Genomic DNA, 17,379 nt, shown 5'->3' with positions numbered 1-17,379 from the left:
GGCGAATCAGATGGCCAAGACTCCCGGTGCTGGCGGCATGATGCCGGATCTGAGCAAGCTCGGCGAAGTGCGCAGCCGGCTCCTGTTCCTGCTGGGCGCGCTGATCGTGTATCGCATTGGGTCTTTCATCCCGGTGCCGGGCATCGATCCTGTCAAGCTCGCACAGCTCTTCGATCAGCAGAAGGGCACGATCCTGGACATGTTCAACATGTTCTCTGGCGGTGCGCTGCGTCGTCTGTCGATCTTCGCTCTTGGCGTCACGCCGTACATTTCGGCTTCGATCATCGTTCAGCTGATGGCCGCCACGACTCCGCAGCTGAAGGAGCTGAAGAAGGAAGGCGAGGCCGGTCGGCGCAAGCTGACCAAGTACACGCGTTACGGCACGCTCGGGCTGGCCACCTTCCAGGCAGTTGGCGCGGCCTATGCACTGCAGTCCAGCGTGGCGCTGGCTCCCGGTTTCGGTTTCATTTTCACGGCTGCCGTCAGTCTCGTGACCGGTACGATGTTCATGATGTGGCTCGGTGAGCAGATCACGGAGCGCGGTATCGGCAACGGCATGTCGATGCTGATTTTCGCCGGCATCGTGTCGTCCATGCCTGCCGCCGTTGGCGCTACGGCACAGCTGATCAGCGAAGGCTCGCTCAACCCGGTCATCGCGATCCTGGTGCTTGCACTGGTTGGCGTCGTCACGACGTTTGTCGTATTCGTCGAACGTGCGCAGCGTCGCATCCCGATTCACCACGCTCGCCGGCAGCAGGGTCGCAAGCTGTTTGCTGCTCAGACGCAGCACCTGCCGCTGAAGCTGAACATGGCGGGTGTGATTCCGCCGATTTTCGCGTCCAGCATCATCCTGTTCCCGGCCTCGATGGTTCGGTTCTTCGGAGGCGAAGGGAACGGCGGGTTCATGCAGTCGCTGGCGAATGCGCTGTCGCCGGGGCAGGCGCTGTACACGATCCTGTACGCGCTGATGATGATTTTCTTCTGCTTTTTCTACACCGCGCTGGTGTTCGATTCGCGTGAGACGGCTGAGAACCTCAAGAAGTCCGGCGCATTCGTGCCGGGCGTTCGTCCCGGCCTGCAAACCGCGAAGTACATCGACAACGTTCTGACCCGTCTGACGGTTGCCGGCGCCATCTACATCACGGCCGTATGCTTGACCCCTGAGTTCTTGGTGACTTACTTCAACGTCCCGTTCACGTTCGGTGGCACGTCGCTGCTGATCACGGTCGTGGTGGTCATGGATTTCATGGCGCAGCTGCAGGCGCATTTGATGTCGCACCAGTACGACGGTCTGCTGAAGAAGGCAAACCTGAAGTCCTTGAGCAATAACGCAGGTCGTCCGGGCGTCGTCCGGCCGAGCTGAGCATTTTCCATCCTGTCATTGCCGGGCAACCGGTTGTTGAGATCGCGCCATGAAAGTTCGAGCTTCCGTCAAGAAAATCTGCCGTAACTGCAAGGTCGTTCGCCGTAACGGCGTCGTCCGGGTGATGTGTTCGGATCTGCGTCACAAGCAGCGCCAGGGCTAAACCTGAAGCCCCGCTCCACGGTGAATCGGTAGCTGCCGGATTCGGGGATTGCTGAAGGACCTGAGGGCTCACCTCAAGTCGTGGGATCGTGGTTAGGAATGCTGTCGTTTTCGGAGAGGACCAGCGCGCACAGCGCAGACCTCGGCAGCTAACGTCCTTGAATTGCAAGATTCAGGACTAGTCCGGTATACTTTGCGGCTCCCTGCGCCGCTGGCACAAGTAACGAGGTTTTCGATGGCACGTATTGCGGGCGTCAATGTCCCGGCCAACAAGCACACCGTGATCGCGCTGCAGTCGATCTACGGAATCGGCGCGACCCGCGCTCGCAAGATTTGCGAGGCAGCGAAGGTCAGCCCCACCGTTCAGATCAAGACCCTGACGGAAGGCGAACTCGACCAGCTTCGCGGCGAAATTGCGAAGTTTGCAGTCGAAGGCGACCTTCGTCGCGAAGTGTCGATGAGCATCAAGCGCCTGATGGACATGGGTTGCTACCGCGGGCAGCGTCATCGTCGTGGCTTGCCGGTTCGCGGCCAGCGCACTCGCACCAATGCCCGCACCCGCAAGGGTCCGCGCAAAGCCATCCGCAAGTAAGCCCAGCAGGATTTAGAGACTCATGGCCAATACCTCCGCCGCTGCTGCAGCCGCCAAGGCTCGCAAGCGCGTCAAGAAGAACGTGTCCGACGCTGTCGCCCACGTTCACGCGTCATTCAACAACACCATCGTGCTGATCACCGATCGTCAGGGCAACGCCCTGTCCTGGTCGACTGCCGGTGCCTGCGGCTTCAAGGGGTCGCGCAAGTCGACGCCGTTCGCTGCGCAGATTGCCGCTGAGCGGGCTGCAACGGCGGCTGCCGAGCACGGCGTCAAGAATCTGGAAGTTCGCATCAAGGGCCCCGGCCCGGGTCGCGAGTCGGCGGTGCGTTCGCTGAACGCCGCCGGTTTCAAGGTCACCAACATCACTGACGTCACGCCGATTCCGCATAACGGCTGCCGTCCGTCCAAGCGTCGCCGCGTGTAAGGAGAGATCGAAATGGCACGTTATATCGGTCCTACCTGCAAACTCGCCCGCCGCGCCGGCACTGACCTGCTGCTCAAGAGCCGTGGTCGCTCGCTTGAAACCAAGTGCAAACTCGACACGCCGCCCGGCCAGCATGGTGCCCGCAAGCAGCGTCTGTCGGACTACGCGCTGCAGCTTCGCGAAAAGCAGAAGCTGAAGCAGATGTATGGTCTGCTGGAGCGTCAGTTCCGCAACTATTACCAGAAGGCCACGCGTTCGAAGGGTGCCACTGGCTTGAACCTGCTTCGGTTCCTCGAGCAGCGCCTCGACAACGTCGTATACCGGATGGGTTTTTCGGCCACGCGCGCCGAAGCCCGCCAGCTGGTTGGTCACAAGGCGATTCTGGTCAACGGCAAGAGCGTGAACATTCCGTCGTACAGCGTCCAGGTTGGCGACGTGATCCAGGTCCGCGAGAAGTCGCGCAACCAGACGCGCATCGCGCAGGCCCTGTCCGTTGCGTCGCAGATCGGTCTGCCGGAGTGGGTGGAAGTTGACGAGAAGGCGCTCAAGGGCGTGTTCAAGTCCCTTCCGGAACGCGATCAGATCGTTCAGGACATCAACGAGAATCTGGTCGTCGAGCTTTACTCCAAGTAAGTAGAGATCGAAGGCTGCCTTCCAGGCAGCCTTCGGTTTTGTGCTGCGTCGCTTTGCCACGGGCCTCCAGCTTGTGGCCACTGTTTCAAGAGGTCATTACATGCAGGGTTCCGTCGCCAGTTTCCTCAAGCCGCGCGTTGTTGACGTCGAGCAGATTTCTTCGCATCGCTCCCGGATCACGCTTGAGCCGCTTGAGCGTGGCTTCGGCCACACGCTGGGAAATGCACTTCGTCGCATTCTGCTGTCGTCCGTGCCGGGCGCTGCCATCACTGAAGCGCAGATCGACGGCGTGGTTCACGAGTACAGCGCGATCGAAGGCGTGCAGGAAGACGTCATCGATATCCTGCTGAACATCAAGAACATCGCTGTTCGCATGAATGCACGCGAGTCGGCCGTCCTGAAGCTCGAGAAGAGCGGCAAGGGTCCGATCACGGCCGGTGACATCCAGCTCGACCACGATGTCGAGATCGTCAACCCGGATCTGGTCATCGCCAATCTCACCGGCGGCAAGATCAGCATGACCTTGAAAGTCACGCGTGGTCGTGGCTATCAGCCGGCTGCGGCGCGCGCCCAGGTCAACGAGGACGAAGGTTCGGCGATCGGTTCGCTGCAGCTCGACGCGTCGTACAGCCCGGTTCGTCGTGTGAGCTATGCCGTGGAGCGCGCGCGTGTCGAGCAGCGTACCGACCTCGACAAGCTGATTCTCGACGTCGACACCAATGGTGGCATCGATGCTGGCGAGGCGGTTCGTTTTGCCGCTCGCATCCTCCGTGACCAGCTCGCGATCTTCGTTGATCTGGACCCGGATCTCGAGACGAGTCCGAAGGCATCGAAGCCGGATCTGAACCCGATTCTGTTCCGTCCGATCGACGATCTGGAACTCGGCGTTCGTTCGACCAATTGCCTCAAGGCCGAGAACGTGTACTACATCGGCGATCTCGTGCAGCGTGGCGAGACCGAGCTGATGAAGACCCCGAATCTGGGCAAGAAGTCGCTGAACGAGATCAAGGAAGCGCTGAAGGCGCACGACCTGGAGCTCGGGATGAAGCTCGACAACTGGTCATCGCCGAAGGTTTCGGCCTGAAGACGCTTGGCGGAGCACGGTGCTCCGTCGGGATCAAATCATCAACCGCGCGAACTGGTGTTGTGCCGGTCGCCATCGATAACTGAGTTAAACCATGCGCCACAAAGTTGCCGGCCGCCGTCTTGGCCGTACCACGAGCCACCGCAAGGCCGATCTGCAGAACATGGCCGTGTCGCTGTTCCAGCATGAGCTGATCCGGACCACCGTGCCGAAGGCGAAGGAACTGCGTCGCGTTGCTGAGCCGCTGATCACGCGCGCGAAGGCCGACAGCGTTGCCAATCGCCGCATCGTGTTCAGCCGCCTGCGCGATCGTGCGATGACCCAGAAGTTGTTCCTCGAGCTGGGTCCGCGCTACCAGGCGCGCCCGGGTGGCTATCTGCGGATCCTGCGTTGCGGCTTCCGTCCGGGTGACAATGCGCCGATGGCGTACGTCGAACTGGTGGGCCGTCCGACTGCCGCGGCAGCAGAGGCGGCGGAAGCTTGATTCCAATTCGGAAAAGTTGAAAGAAAGGGCGCTTCGGCGCCCTTTTTCGTGGCGGGCTGGTCATATTTCAAACTAAATGTCTCCCGTCTTGAGCTGCCTCTGGCAGAGCGGATACTCGGCAGAACGTTCGGCTGCGCCGGGAAGACAGTGCAAGGGCCCGATATCACAGGAGTTCTTCAGCGTTCATCGAAGCGGCCGATGGAAGTCAAAACTTACCCTGATGCGTGTTCGGGAAGCTGAATGGCACAGGTATTGCGCGGCGTTCCGGCAGCGTAACGTCAGCTTTACCTGCGGAATCTCCGACCGAATGTTGACGTTGCTTCAAGGGCAAGACTATTCTTCAAATGGTCACATTCCCCGATATGGCGAGCGCAGACTCGTTTGATCGGCTTGTCAAAAAACAGTAGGGAGAAATCACGATGAATCTGAGTGCAGACGGTAGGTTGCGGCTGGCGGCAAGGCTGGCATTCGTTGCCGGTGTGAGCGCGATAGCTGGAAATGCGATGGCTCAGGAGCTCGCGCAAGCTCCGGCAGCAGCGGCAACGGAAGTTGCGCAGGCCGATGACGCAGCGGCTCCCAACGGTGCTGCCAAGCAGCTGGGTGGCGTGCAGGTCACGGGTTCCCGAATCAAATCGCCGACGCTGACCAGCAACAGCCCGGTCACGGTTATTGGCAAGGAAGAAATCAAGTTTCAGGGCACGACCCGCGTCGAAGACTTGCTGAACAACATCCCGGCGGTGTTTGCTGGTGACGGTGGCAACCTCTCGAACGGCACGACCGGCACCGCAACGGTTGACCTTCGCAACCTCGGCCCGGCACGTACCCTTGTTCTGGTCGATGGCAAGCGCCTGCAGCCGGGTGTGCCAGGCAACACCGCTGCGGACTTGAACTTCATTCCGACGCAGCTGATCCAGTCGGTCGAAATTCTGACCGGCGGCGCCTCCGCAATTTACGGTTCCGATGCCATCGCCGGCGTCGTCAACTTCACGCTGCAGAAGGATTACGAAGGCGTCCGCGTTGATTACCAGCGCAGCGGCTACCAGCACACGAACAACAACGCCCTCGGTGCAGTGGTCGATGCTCGTGGCTTCCCGACGCCGGACAAGAATCAGTTTGACGGCCAGGGTCATCAGCTCTCGATCACGCTCGGCGTCAATTCCGGCGACGGCAAGGGCAACGCGACCGTGTTTGCGAACTACCTGCAGCTGGATCCTGTCACGCAGGATCGCCGCGATTTCAGCTCCTGCACGTTCAACAACCTGGGCTCTTCGCGTTATCAGTGCGCGGGTTCGGGTACCACGTTCCCGTCCCAGCTTTTCGTGTTCGACGGTGCTTCGTTCCTCGGCTCGTTCACGCCGGATCCGACGGGCGACGGCGTCCGTCCGTACGTTGGTGCGCGAGACGCGTTCAACTTCGCTCCGTTCAACTTCTATCAGCGTAACCAGGAGCGCTACGGCCTCGGCGGTTTCGCGCACTACAAGTTCAACGATGCGGCCGACGTCTACACGCAGCTGCTCTTCAACGACACGCGCACCAATGCGGTGATCGCGCCGTCGGGCATTTTCGGTGAAACCATCACCATCACCCCTGACTACGCTTTCCTGACGCCGACGCAGCGCAATCAGCTGTTCGCTGGCGGACAGGATTCGCTCGACATCACGGTTCTTCGCCGCAACGTGGAAGGCGGTGGTCGCGACGACAATCTTCGCAATACGGCCTATCGCGCCGTGTTCGGCGTCAAGGGCGAGTTCCTCAAGGCGTGGAGCTACGACACGTCGATCCAGTACGGCACCACGATCTTCAGTGAGGTCTACCGCAACGAGTTCTCGCTGGTTCGCGCACGTCGCGCGCTTGACGTGGTTCGGGATGACAGCGGTCAGATCGTTTGCCGCTCGGTGATCGACGGAACCGATCCGAACTGCGTGCCGTTCAACGCGTTCAGCCCGCAGCGTCAGAGTGCTGACGCCATCAACTACCTGCAGGTGCCGGGCTTGCAGAACGGCCAGACGACGCAGCAGGTCGCGACCGGTTCGATCACGGGCGCACTCGGCGAATACGGCATCCAGTCGCCGTTCGCGAAGGACGGTCTGTCGATCGCGTTCGGTGGTGAGTACCGCCGCGAAACCGGCAATCTCGACACCGACATTTCGTTCCAGACCGGTGACCTCGCGGGTCAGGGCGCGCCGACGCTCCCGATTTCCGGCTCGGTCGCGGTGAAGGAACTGTTTGGCGAAGTCCGCATCCCGCTGGCCCAGGGGCTCCCCGGCTTCCACGAACTGGGCATTGCCGCCGCGTATCGCTACTCGGATTACACCCAGACGTCGTCGACGAACACCTACAAGGTCGACGGCGAATGGGCACCGGTTCAGGACGTGCGCTTCCGCGGTGGCTACAACCGCGCAGTCCGCGCGCCGGCGATCGGCGAAATCGTTGACCCGACGCGCGTTGCGCTCGGCGTCAACGCCGATCCTTGCGCCGGAGTCATCGATCCCGCCACGGGCATCGTTGAAGGCGGCGGTACCCGCGCTCAGTGCGCCAACGATCCGCTGATCGCGGCCAACCCGACGCTGTACGGCAATATCCTTGCCAACCCGGCCAATCAGTACAACCAGCAGATTGGTACGTCGCCGGGCCTGCAGTCCGAAAAGGCCGACACCTACACGGCCGGCCTCGTGTTCACGCCGACGTTCGTCAAGGGTCTGTCGATTGCCCTCGACTACTTCGACATCACGGTTGACGGCTTCATCGGCGGCTACGGTGGCGACACGATCATCGACTCGTGCTACACCCGCGGCGCACTCTGCAACCTGATTCAGCGCGACAACGGTCCGGGTGCAGCATTCGGTAGCCTGTGGATCGGCAATGGCGGCTTTGTCGTCAACACCACGCAGAACACGGGTTCGTTGACTTCGACCGGTGTCGACGTCAGCGTGAACTACCGTCTTCGTCTTGCGGACCTCGGTCTCGGCAGCCGTTCCGGCTCGCTGAACTTCGATCTGCAGGGTACGCGTACGCTCGAGCAGAACGTTTCGCCGATTCCGGGCGACCCGTCGGCGAACTACTCGTGTGCCGGCAACTACGGTATTCAGTGCGGCGTTCCGGTGCCGCTCTGGCGCCATCGCTTCCGCACGACGTACACCGTGCCGACTCCGATCCTCGACAGCGTGCTGACGTTCTCGGCAGCCTGGCGCTACTTCGGCCATGTCACGGCGGATGACGCTTCGGGCCCGAACGACCTCAACCGTCGGATCGATGCTCAGAGCTACGTTGACCTGTCGGCCGCCGTCACGTTTGCCGGCTCGTACACGTTCCGCCTGGGCGTGCAGAACCTGCTCGACAACGATCCGCCGATCCTGTCGCAGACGGTGTCGCCGGGTGTCGTGGTCAACGGGAACACGTTCCCGCAGGTTTACGACACGCTGGGCCGTTACCTGTACGCCAACATCGTGCTCGACTTCTAAGCGCGACGTAGGGCGCAGTCAGCTGCAAAAGAACGGGCCGGGAAACCGGCCCGTTTTTTGTCATGAGTCAGAAGAGACTGTCATTCGTGAGCCAGAACGATTCGTCGAGGGTGATCCCCGAGCAGGAACGCTTGAAGCGCTTGAAGACGACAGCAAGCCACGCTTTGGCTGTCGGACGGCTTGCCGAAGCGATTCAGGCCTTGAGTGAAGCCACCGAACTGGACGGTAGCGACCCTTATCTTCATCTGAGCATGGCCGGCGCATACCGTGCGCTCGGCAATCACGTGGCTGCGCTGGGAGCGCTGGAACAAGCGCTTGCGATGGAGCCGAAGCTTTTTCTCGGCCTGCTGATGAAAGGTTCGCTGCAGGAGCGGGAAGGGGAGACACGAAGCGCTGCCATCACTTATGGCCGCGCGTTGGCCCAGTTGCCACACGGCACGCCACTGGATGCACCAACACAGAAGGCAGTGGAACATGCTCGCAAGGTCCATCATCGATACGTTCAGGAGCTGAGCGAGTTCGTGAAGGATGCCCTCGAAGTCGAACAGGGCAGGGTGACCGATGCCGAGGCTCGGCGTGTCGATTTATTTGTCGATGCCACCCTCGGCGTGCGCCGTATCTACCGACAGGAACCGACGGATTACTACTATCCGGGGTTGCCGGCCGTTGAATTCCATGAACGCAATGCCTTTCCGTGGCTTGCGGAACTTGAAGCGAGCACCGGCGAGATCACCGAAGAACTTCAGGCCGTGATGCGGCAATCTGGGCATTTCACGCCCTATGTGTCCTACCCGGATGGCGTTCCGCTGGATCAATGGTCCGACCTGAATCGTTCGACGCGGTGGAGCGCGTACCATTTTTTCAACATGGGCCGGCGCGAGGTCGAGAACTGCAAGCGCTGTCCCAAGACGACCCGCCTGCTCGAGCGCCTTCCGCAGCCGCAAGTCCAGGGTCGGATGCCGGCAGCAATGTTTTCGGTGCTGCGCGCAAGAACCCGAATTCCGCCGCACACCGGCGTCGCCAACATCCGCCTGGTCGTTCATTTGCCGCTGATCGTGCCGCCAGGCTGCGGCTTTCGTGTTGGCAACGTCACGCGGGAATGGAAGGTCGGTGAGGCTTGGGTGTTCGATGACACGATCGAGCACGAAGCCTGGAACGACAGCGACGAGGATCGCGTCGTGATGATCTTCGATGTCTGGAACCCGCTGCTCAGCGAAGCCGAGCGGCGAATGGTGGCGTCTGTGATGACATCGATCGATCGTTTCAACGGAATAGAATCCGTGAGTGGCGGCAACCTGTAGATTGAGGGCACCTGGTGCTGCGCGGGTCCCGTTCGAGAGCGAATTTCAATGTCCGAATCCCAGAAACGACGTCCCAGGCAACTGATGCAGGCAGGCGTCGTGCTGTTGATCCTGCCAGTACTGGTTCATTTTCCGGCGACAGCCGGCGTCGCTGAGTCTTTGGCCGCATGCAAGACGATTCCGGGCGATGCGGAGCGCCTGAAATGCTTCGATGGGATCGGGACCGTCGCAAAGCCTGCAGCGGCCGATGCTGCTATCGCCGACCCGGCACCTCGCCCGGCGGCTGTCACCAGCCAGGCATCGCCGCCGGTGGTTCCAGATGAGAACTTTGGCGCGACGGCGCTTCCCAAAGAACCCATCGAACAGCCCCGCGTCATCACGGCGTCGGTCGTCGGGACCGTTGACGGCATCAGCCAGGGCAAGGTTTTCGTGCTCGACAATGGCCAGCGCTGGAAGGTCACTGACGATCGCAGTTACGACTACGTGGGCACCAATCCACCGGTCAAGCTCGACCGCAATCTGATCGGCAGCTTTTGGATGAGGTTCACGGATGGCGGCCCGCGTTTCAAGGTGCGGCGTATTCAGTAATCGGTGGCTACCGGTCACGACAGGCGCGTCTCCGGAAGTGTTGCCGTTTCCTGTCTGGCGGCGCTGCTGCTCTGGATTCCGGCAATTGCAGCTACGCTTCCAACGACCCTGCGCATCGGCAATGGCAACGAGCCCGAATCCCTGGATCCGCAGCGCGCCACCGGCGTCAGCGCCGGCAACGTCCTGCGCGATCTTTACGAAGGACTGACCGGCATCTCGCCGACGGGCGAGCTGATCCCGGCCGCAGCGGAATCCTGGAGGTTGCGCGAGGATGGTCTCGAGATCACTTTCCGGCTGCGCGCCGGACTGCGCTGGTCGAATGGCGATGCGCTGACAGCACGCGATTTCGCGGCCGGTCTGCGGCGCGTGGTCGATCCGGCAACGGCGTCCGGCTATGCGCGAATGTTCGGCGTCATCGCCGGTGCCACGGCCATTGCGGAAGGGCGGCAGCCAGCCAGCATGCTCGGCGTCGAAGCGCCCGACGATCAGACGCTGGTCATCCGCCTCGATCGTCCGGCTCCGCAGCTGCTCGCCCTGCTGGCACACCCGGCCGCCTCGCCGGTGCATCGACTGGACCTCGCCGCGGCCACCAAGCCCGGTGGCCGCATCGGCAATGGGGCATACCGGCTGCAGCGCTGGGTCGTGCAGTCGCAGCTCGAACTGGTTCGCAATCCGGCGTACTGGAATGACGCACGGACCACGATCGATCGCGTGGTCTATCTGCCGACGGAGGACCTGAATTCCGAGCTGAAGCGCTACCGGGCCGACGAGCTGGATGTCACGACCTCGGTGCCGGCGACGCAGGCCGCGTGGATCCGCGCGAATCTCGGCGCGGAGCTGCATGTCGCGACCTATCTCGGCAGCTACTTCTACGGGCTGAATGTCACGCAGGCGCCATTCAAGGGGCAACCCGGCCTGCGACGGGCGCTGTCGATGGCGATCGATCGCGAGGTCATCGTCAACAAGGTGCTGAACGGGCTGGCGGCACCGGCCTGGAGTTTCGTGCCGCCGGGCACGCGCGACTACACGCCGCAGGTTCCCGCGTGGGCCGCGTGGCCGCGCCAGCGGCAGCTCATCGAGGCGCGACGACTGTATGCCGCTGCCGGCTATACGGAGGCGCGGCCGCTGGAGGTCGAGCTTCGCTACAACACGTCGGACGACCACAAGCGCATTGCCGTGGTCGTCGCCGCGATGTGGAAGCAGGCGCTCGGCGTGCGGGTGCGGCTGGTCAACGAGGAATGGAAGGTGTTCCTGCAGAACCGCAAGCTGCGGCGGGTGACGCAGGCCTTCCGCAACACCTGGATTGCCGATGCCAACGACGCGATGGACTTCGCCGCGCTGCTGACCCGTGACCATCCGCGCAACGATTCCGGCTACGACAATCCGGCCTACGAGCAGTGGCTGGCGGCGGCCACGTCGGTGGCCCAGCCGCTGGCACGGCGCTCGGCGCTGCAAGCGGCGGAGCGGGCAATGCTCGACGACGCGCCGATCGTGCCGATCTACTTCTATGCGTCGAAGCATCTGGTCAAGCCGCGCGTTCGGGGCTGGCACGACAATATCCTCGACTGGCATTACTCGAAGGATCTGCGGCTGAACTGCGCCCCGTCCGCGCCATGCTGAACCACGCATGGCGTCGACTGCTGACGGCCGTGCCGACCCTGCTGGTGCTGGTCACCGTCACCTTCTTCCTGATGCGCGCAGCACCCGGCGGGCCGTTCGACGTCGAGCGCGTGCTGCCGCCGGAGATCGAAGCGACCTTGGCGGCCGAGTTCCATCTGGACGAGCCACTGTGGCGGCAGTACGGGCGCTATCTCGTCGGGCTCGCAAGAGGCGATCTCGGGCCCTCGTTCCAGTACGAAGGCTTCCGCGTGTCGGAGCTGATCGCCAAAGGTGCGCCGGTGTCGGCGATCGTCGGGTTCTCGGCGCTGCTGCTGGCCCTGAGCGCCGGTGTCGGGCTTGGCGCGGTGGCGGCCATCCACCGCGGCAGTGCCATCGACCGTGGCGTGATGCTGCTCGCGCTCGCCGGCCTGTCGATTCCGCCGTATGTCACGGCGCCGCTGCTGATCCTGCTGTTCGCGCTCGGGCTGGCCTGGCTGCCGGCCGGTGGCTGGGGCACGGTCAGTTCGGTGATCCTGCCGGCGATCGCGCTGGCCTTGCCGCAGGTGGCGGCGATTGCCCGGCTGACGCGCGGCTCACTCGCCGACGTGCTGGCGGCGCCGTACATCCGCACGGCACGTGCGAAAGGCTTGCCGGAGCGGGTGATCGTGCTGCGCCACGCGCTGAAGCCGGGCCTGCTGCCGGTGCTGTCCTACCTCGGGCCGGCGGCCGCGGGGCTGATGACCGGCTCGGTCGTGGTCGAGCAGATCTTCGGCATTCCCGGGATCGGCCGCTACTTCGTACAGGGCGCGCTGAACCGCGACTACACGCTGGTGCTCGGCGTGGTGCTGTTCTATGGCGCGGTGGTGATCGCATTCAATTTTCTGGTCGATCTCGCGTACGGCGCGCTCGATCCGCGAGTGCGGCCGACGTGAGCCGCCTGCTAAAGCAACCAGGCATCGCCGCACCGGCCGCGATGCTGCTGTTGATCCTGCTGCTGGCGCTGGCCGGGCCATGGCTGACGCCGCATGCCTTCGACACGATCGATTTCGAGGCCGACTGGGGTGCCGCCCCGTCAGCCGCGAACGGGCACTGGTTCGGCACCGACGAACTGGGCTGGGATCTGTTCGCCCGCGTCTGCGTCGGGGGGCGGCTGTCGCTGGCCGTGGGGATCGTGTCGACCCTGGTGTCGCTGGCGATCGGCGTGGTCTACGGCGCGGTCGCCGGGTTCGTCGGCGGCCGGGTCGATGCGCTGATGATGCGCATCGTCGACATCCTGTACGCGCTGCCGTTCATGTTCTTCGTGATCCTGCTGATGGTGCTGTTCGGGCGGCACTGGCTGCTGATCTTCGTGGCGATCGGCGCGGTCAGCTGGCTCGACATGGCGCGCATTGTCCGCGGCCAGACGCTGGCGCTGCGACGGCGCGAATTCGTCGACGCCGCCGTGGTGTCGGGCCTTGGCACGGCGGCCATCATTCGCCGCCACATCGTGCCGAACCTGCTCGGCGTGGTCGTCGTCTACGCCACGCTGACCATTCCGCAGGTGATCCTGGTCGAGTCGTTCCTGAGCTTCCTCGGCCTCGGCATTCAGGAGCCTGCAACCAGCTGGGGCGCGCTGGTCAATGATGGTGCGCGGGCGATGGAATCGACACCGTGGGGGCTGCTGTTCCCGGCCGCCTTCCTCGCGCTGACGCTGCTGTGCCTGAACCTGCTCGGTGACGCGCTGCGCGACGCGCTCGATGCGCCCGCGCTGCGCCGGATGGCGGAGTAGGGACGTGACCCGGCTCGCGATCGACCGGCTTCAGGTGCGCCATCCCGCGTCCGGTGGCGATGTCGTCGTGCTGGACGACGTCAGCCTGCGGCTGGATGCCGGCCAGTCGCTCGGGCTGGTCGGCGAATCCGGCTCCGGCAAGAGCCAGACGGCGCTCGCGACGATGGGCCTGCTGCCCGCGTCAGCGAGGATCAGCGGATCGATCCGCCATGACGGGCAGGAACTGCTCGGCCAGCCGCGAGCGGTGCTCGACCGGCTGCGCGGCACCCGCATGACCATGGTGTTTCAGGATCCGATGACCAGCCTGAACCCGGCGCTGAGCATCGGCCTGCAGCTGGCGGAAGTGCCGATGCAGCACCGCGGCCTGTCCCGCGCGGCAGCACTTGCGGAAGCCGCCCGGATGCTCGATGCCGTCCGAATTCCCGACGCCGCCACGCGGCTGCGCCAGTATCCGCACGAGTTCTCCGGCGGCATGCGCCAGCGCGTGATGATCGCGATCGCCCTGATCGGCAATCCCGGGTTGCTGATCGCGGATGAACCGACGACCGCGCTGGACGTCACCGTGCAGGCGCAGATACTGGAACTGCTGGCGGATCTGCAGCGCGAACGCCAGCTGGCGCTGCTGCTGATCACGCACGACCTCGCCGTGGTCGCGGAATCCTGCGATCGCGTCGCGGTGATGTACGCGGGGCGCATCGTCGAGTCCGGCCCGGTTGCGCGGGTGCTGTCGCAGCCCTGGCATCCGTACACCGCCGGGCTGCTGGCGTCGCGGCCACGGCTTGATCGGCCTCGACCGGAACGGCTGCCGTCGATTGCCGGCGCACCGCCCAATCCGGCGCGGCGGCCCGCCGGCTGCGCGTTCGCGCCGCGCTGCCCGCGCGTCATGCCGATCTGCATGACCTCGGTCCCCCGGCTGGAAACCGGGCCGGATGGCCGGGCGGTCGCCTGCCACCTGGCGGAGGTCGAAACCGCGATGAACCGCGCCGCGGCGGGTTGATCGCGATCGGCCATTGACGGCGTCTTTTGTCGACCGATGGCAGCAGGATGCGGCGGTTTTTCGCTGCGTTTGATGACGAGTGCGTCTGGCGGCCGTTATACTGAGCGGCGTTGCGGTGGCATTGCGTCGACAGCCTCGACGGTGCCAGTCCGCACCATTCCGAATCCGCTTGTTCCAAGCACTCCAAAGGTCGTTCATCAATGAGCAATGAAGGCGTCGATGGCAGCCGCCGTCGCTTCCTCACCACCGCGACGTCGGTCGTTGGCGCCGCTGGCGCCGCCGGTGCCGCCTGGCCGTTCCTCGCATCGCTGAAGCCCAGCGCCCGTGCGCGCGCGCTCGGCGCCCCGGTGATCGCCGACATCTCGACGCTCGAACCGGGCATGCGTGCCACCTACCTGTGGCGCGGTCAGCCGATCTGGGTCGTGCGCCGCACGCCGGAGATGCTGGCGAGCCTCGATGCGGTCAAGGGCGATCTGCTTGACCCGGAATCGAAGGCGCCGCAGCAGCCTGCCTACATCACCGACAAGTCCCGCGCGATCAAGCCGGAATTCATGGTGATGAAGGGTGTCTGCACCCACCTCGGCTGCTCGCCGACGATGCGTGCCGATCATCCGGCTCCGGAAATTGCGCCGAACTGGCAGGGCGGTTTCTTCTGCCCGTGCCACGGTTCCAAGTTCGATCTCGCCGGCCGCGTCTACAAGGGCGTGCCGGCGCCGTCGAACATCGTCATCCCGCCCCATCGCTACGACGGCGACACGGTGCTGGTGATCGGCGAAGACCCGAAGACGGCCTGAATTCGTTACCCGATTTCCTCATCCAAACGGTAATTCGCCATGGCCATCACGCCCAACCCGTACAAGACGACCGGCACGCTCGGCTGGATCGACGACCGGTTCCCGCTGACCAAGATGTGGAAGGATCATCTGGCGGAGTATTACGCGCCGAAGAACTTCAACTTCTGGTACTTCTTCGGCTCGCTCGCCCTGCTGGTGCTGGTCAACCAGCTGCTGACCGGCATCTTCCTGACGATGCACTACAAGCCGGCCGCCGACATGGCGTTCGACTCGGTCGAATACATCATGCGCGACGTGCCGTGGGGCAACGTCATCCGCTACATGCACTCGACCGGCGCATCGGCGTTCTTCGTCGTCGTGTTCCTGCACATGTTCCGTGGCCTGCTGTACGGCTCGTACCAGAAGCCGCGTGAACTGATCTGGGTGTTCGGCGCGCTGATCTTCTTGGTGCTGATGGCGGAAGCCTTCTGCGGCTACGTGCTGCCGTGGGGCAACATGAGCTACTGGGGCGCCTCGGTCATCATTAACCTGTTCGGCACCATCCCGTTCATCGGCGCCGACCTCGTCACCTGGATCCAGGGCGACTTCGTGCCGTCCGATGCGACGCTGAACCGCCTGTTCTCGCTGCACGTCATCGCGCTGCCGTTCGTGCTGGTCGGTCTCGTCGCCGCCCACATCCTGGCGCTGCATGAAGTTGGCTCGAACAACCCGGATGGCGTGGAAATCAAGAAGAACAAGGACCCGAAGACCGGCATCCCGCTCGATGGCATCGCCTTCCACCCGTACTACACGGTGAAGGACATGGTCGGCGTCGCCGGCTTCCTGATCATCTTCTGCGGCGTGCTGTTCTTCGCGCCGGATGGTGGTGGCTACTTCCTCGAAGCGCCGAACTTCACGCCGGCCAGCCAGACCAACACGCCGGAGCACATCACGCCGGCCTGGTACTTCGGCACCTACTACGCGATGCTCCGCGCCACCCCGTCGTTCGCCGGCACCCAGATCTGGGGTGTGCTGGTGATGGGTGCGGCCGTCGTGATCCTGTTCTTCGTGCCGTGGCTCGACAAGTCGAAGGTCAAGTCGATCCGCTACAAGGGTCCGCTGTCGAAGGCGGCGCTGACTGTCTTCGCGATCAATTTCGTGATCCTGAACTACTACGGCCTGCAGCCGCCGAGTGGCACGGTCACGCTGATCTCGCAGGTTGGAACGGTGCTGTACTTCGCGTTCTTCCTGCTGATGCCGTGGTACTCCAAGATCGACAAGACCAAGCCCGTGCCGGAGCGGGTGACCGCATGAATCGCCTGACGACCCGTTTTGCCCGCATTGCCGTCCTTCTGACCGGTGCCCTGCTCGCGCAGGGCGCGCAGGCCAACGCCGGCGTGCAGCTTCTGAGTTTCACGCCGGACACCGGCAACCTCGCGTCGGCCCAGCGCGGTGCGCGCAACTACATGGCGTACTGCTCGGGCTGTCACTCGATGAAGTACCTGCGCTACAACCGCCTTGCCGAAGATCTGAAGATCCCGGAAGACGTGTTGAAGAAGAACCTGATGTTCACGTCCGACAAGGTCGGCGACCCGATCAAGGTCGCGATGCCGGCGGCGTCGGAGCAGTGGTTCGGTCGGGTGCCGCCGGATCTGTCGCTGGAATCGCGTGCGCGCGGTCCGTCGTGGATCTACACGTACCTGAAGAGCTTCTACATCGACGAGAGCCGCCCGCTCGGCGTCAACAACACCGTGCTGGTCGGCGCCTCGATGCCGCATGTGCTGTGGGAACTGCAGGGCTGGCAGAAGAAGGCCGAGCACAAGGCGGAAGGCGAGCACGCCGAGGCGGCGGGCGGTCATCACGAAGGCAGCCCGTTCGAGCTGGTGACGAAGGGCAGCCTGACGCCGAAGGAGTACGACGAGTTCGTCGCCGACACCGTCAACTTCATGGACTACGCCGCCGAGCCGGGCAAGGCTGGCCGCATCAGCCTCGGCTTCAAGGTGCTGATGTACCTGTTCGGCCTGCTGGTGCTGACGTACTTCCTGAAAAAGGAATTCTGGCGCGACGTCCATTGAGCTGCGCAGCGCAGCCTGCTGGTCAGACTTCGAGTCCGACGATGACGTTCGTGATGAGCAGCCGCCACTGAC

Annotated in this window: 17 protein-coding genes; all 17 read left to right on the top strand. The window is 63.5% G+C overall.

Going from position 1 to position 17,379, the window contains the following annotated elements; all coding sequences use genetic code 11:
- Window positions 1–10: 10 nt before the first annotated feature.
- Window positions 11–1,363, top strand: a complete 1,353-nt coding sequence (secY, locus tag QZ951_RS19615; RefSeq protein ID WP_366943994.1) for a preprotein translocase subunit SecY — start codon at window positions 11–13, stop codon at window positions 1,361–1,363.
- Window positions 1,364–1,412: 49 nt separating this feature from the next.
- A complete protein-coding gene (gene rpmJ / locus QZ951_RS19610; protein ID WP_293003671.1) occupies window positions 1,413–1,526 on the top strand; it encodes a 50S ribosomal protein L36 in 114 nt (37 codons plus the stop codon).
- Window positions 1,527–1,760: 234 nt separating this feature from the next.
- Window positions 1,761–2,117, top strand: a complete 357-nt coding sequence (gene rpsM / locus QZ951_RS19605) for a 30S ribosomal protein S13 (RefSeq protein WP_293003669.1) — start codon at window positions 1,761–1,763, stop codon at window positions 2,115–2,117.
- Window positions 2,118–2,139: 22 nt separating this feature from the next.
- Complete coding sequence (gene rpsK, locus QZ951_RS19600) at window positions 2,140–2,544, top strand: 30S ribosomal protein S11 (protein WP_293003667.1); 405 nt, start codon at window positions 2,140–2,142, stop codon at window positions 2,542–2,544.
- Window positions 2,545–2,556: 12 nt separating this feature from the next.
- Window positions 2,557–3,177: a 30S ribosomal protein S4 gene (gene rpsD / locus QZ951_RS19595; RefSeq protein ID WP_293003665.1), complete on the top strand. Its 621-nt coding sequence runs from the start codon at window positions 2,557–2,559 to the stop codon at window positions 3,175–3,177.
- A 100-nt stretch (window positions 3,178–3,277) separates the two neighbouring features.
- Window positions 3,278–4,261, top strand: a complete 984-nt coding sequence (gene rpoA, locus QZ951_RS19590) for a DNA-directed RNA polymerase subunit alpha (RefSeq protein WP_293003663.1) — start codon at window positions 3,278–3,280, stop codon at window positions 4,259–4,261.
- 94 nt (window positions 4,262–4,355) lie between these two features.
- Window positions 4,356–4,745 (top strand): 50S ribosomal protein L17, encoded by a 390-nt coding sequence (gene rplQ, locus QZ951_RS19585; RefSeq protein WP_293003661.1) that lies wholly within the window; start codon window positions 4,356–4,358, stop codon window positions 4,743–4,745.
- 503 nt (window positions 4,746–5,248) lie between these two features.
- Window positions 5,249–8,206, top strand: coding sequence for a TonB-dependent receptor (locus QZ951_RS19580; RefSeq protein WP_293003659.1), 2,958 nt, complete (start codon window positions 5,249–5,251; stop codon window positions 8,204–8,206).
- Window positions 8,207–8,292: 86 nt separating this feature from the next.
- Window positions 8,293–9,507 carry an aspartyl/asparaginyl beta-hydroxylase domain-containing protein gene (locus QZ951_RS19575; RefSeq protein ID WP_293003657.1) on the top strand — a complete coding sequence of 405 codons (1,215 nt, stop codon included), beginning with the start codon at window positions 8,293–8,295 and terminating at the stop codon, window positions 9,505–9,507.
- 48 nt (window positions 9,508–9,555) lie between these two features.
- Window positions 9,556–10,095, top strand: a complete 540-nt coding sequence (locus tag QZ951_RS19570) for a hypothetical protein (RefSeq protein WP_293003655.1) — start codon at window positions 9,556–9,558, stop codon at window positions 10,093–10,095.
- A gap of 3 nt (window positions 10,096–10,098) precedes the next feature.
- Entirely contained in the window at window positions 10,099–11,715 is a 1,617-nt protein-coding gene (locus tag QZ951_RS19565; protein WP_293003653.1) for a peptide ABC transporter substrate-binding protein, read from the top strand.
- Window positions 11,709–12,626 carry an ABC transporter permease subunit gene (locus QZ951_RS19560; protein ID WP_293003651.1) on the top strand — a complete coding sequence of 306 codons (918 nt, stop codon included), beginning with the start codon at window positions 11,709–11,711 and terminating at the stop codon, window positions 12,624–12,626. The genes QZ951_RS19565 and QZ951_RS19560 overlap by 7 nt, the downstream gene beginning before the upstream one ends.
- Before the next feature lie 41 nt (window positions 12,627–12,667).
- Window positions 12,668–13,462, top strand: coding sequence for an ABC transporter permease subunit (locus tag QZ951_RS19555; protein WP_366943995.1), 795 nt, complete (start codon window positions 12,668–12,670; stop codon window positions 13,460–13,462).
- A gap of 4 nt (window positions 13,463–13,466) precedes the next feature.
- Window positions 13,467–14,459, top strand: coding sequence for an ABC transporter ATP-binding protein (locus tag QZ951_RS19550; RefSeq protein ID WP_293003649.1), 993 nt, complete (start codon window positions 13,467–13,469; stop codon window positions 14,457–14,459).
- A 200-nt stretch (window positions 14,460–14,659) separates the two neighbouring features.
- On the top strand, window positions 14,660–15,253 hold the full coding sequence (gene petA, locus QZ951_RS19545) for a ubiquinol-cytochrome c reductase iron-sulfur subunit (RefSeq protein WP_293003648.1): 594 nt from the start codon (window positions 14,660–14,662) through the stop codon (window positions 15,251–15,253).
- Window positions 15,254–15,292: 39 nt separating this feature from the next.
- Window positions 15,293–16,546, top strand: a complete 1,254-nt coding sequence (locus QZ951_RS19540) for a cytochrome bc complex cytochrome b subunit (RefSeq protein ID WP_293003647.1) — start codon at window positions 15,293–15,295, stop codon at window positions 16,544–16,546.
- Complete coding sequence (locus QZ951_RS19535; RefSeq protein WP_293003646.1) at window positions 16,543–17,307, top strand: cytochrome c1; 765 nt, start codon at window positions 16,543–16,545, stop codon at window positions 17,305–17,307. Before QZ951_RS19540 ends, QZ951_RS19535 begins: the two co-directional genes overlap by 4 nt.
- The last annotated feature ends 72 nt before the right edge of the window (window positions 17,308–17,379 follow it).

Source organism: Nevskia sp. (assembly GCF_021732705.1).
Lineage (GTDB): Bacteria > Pseudomonadota > Gammaproteobacteria > Nevskiales > Nevskiaceae > Nevskia.
This window is presented reverse-complemented; position numbering and strand designations above follow the sequence as displayed.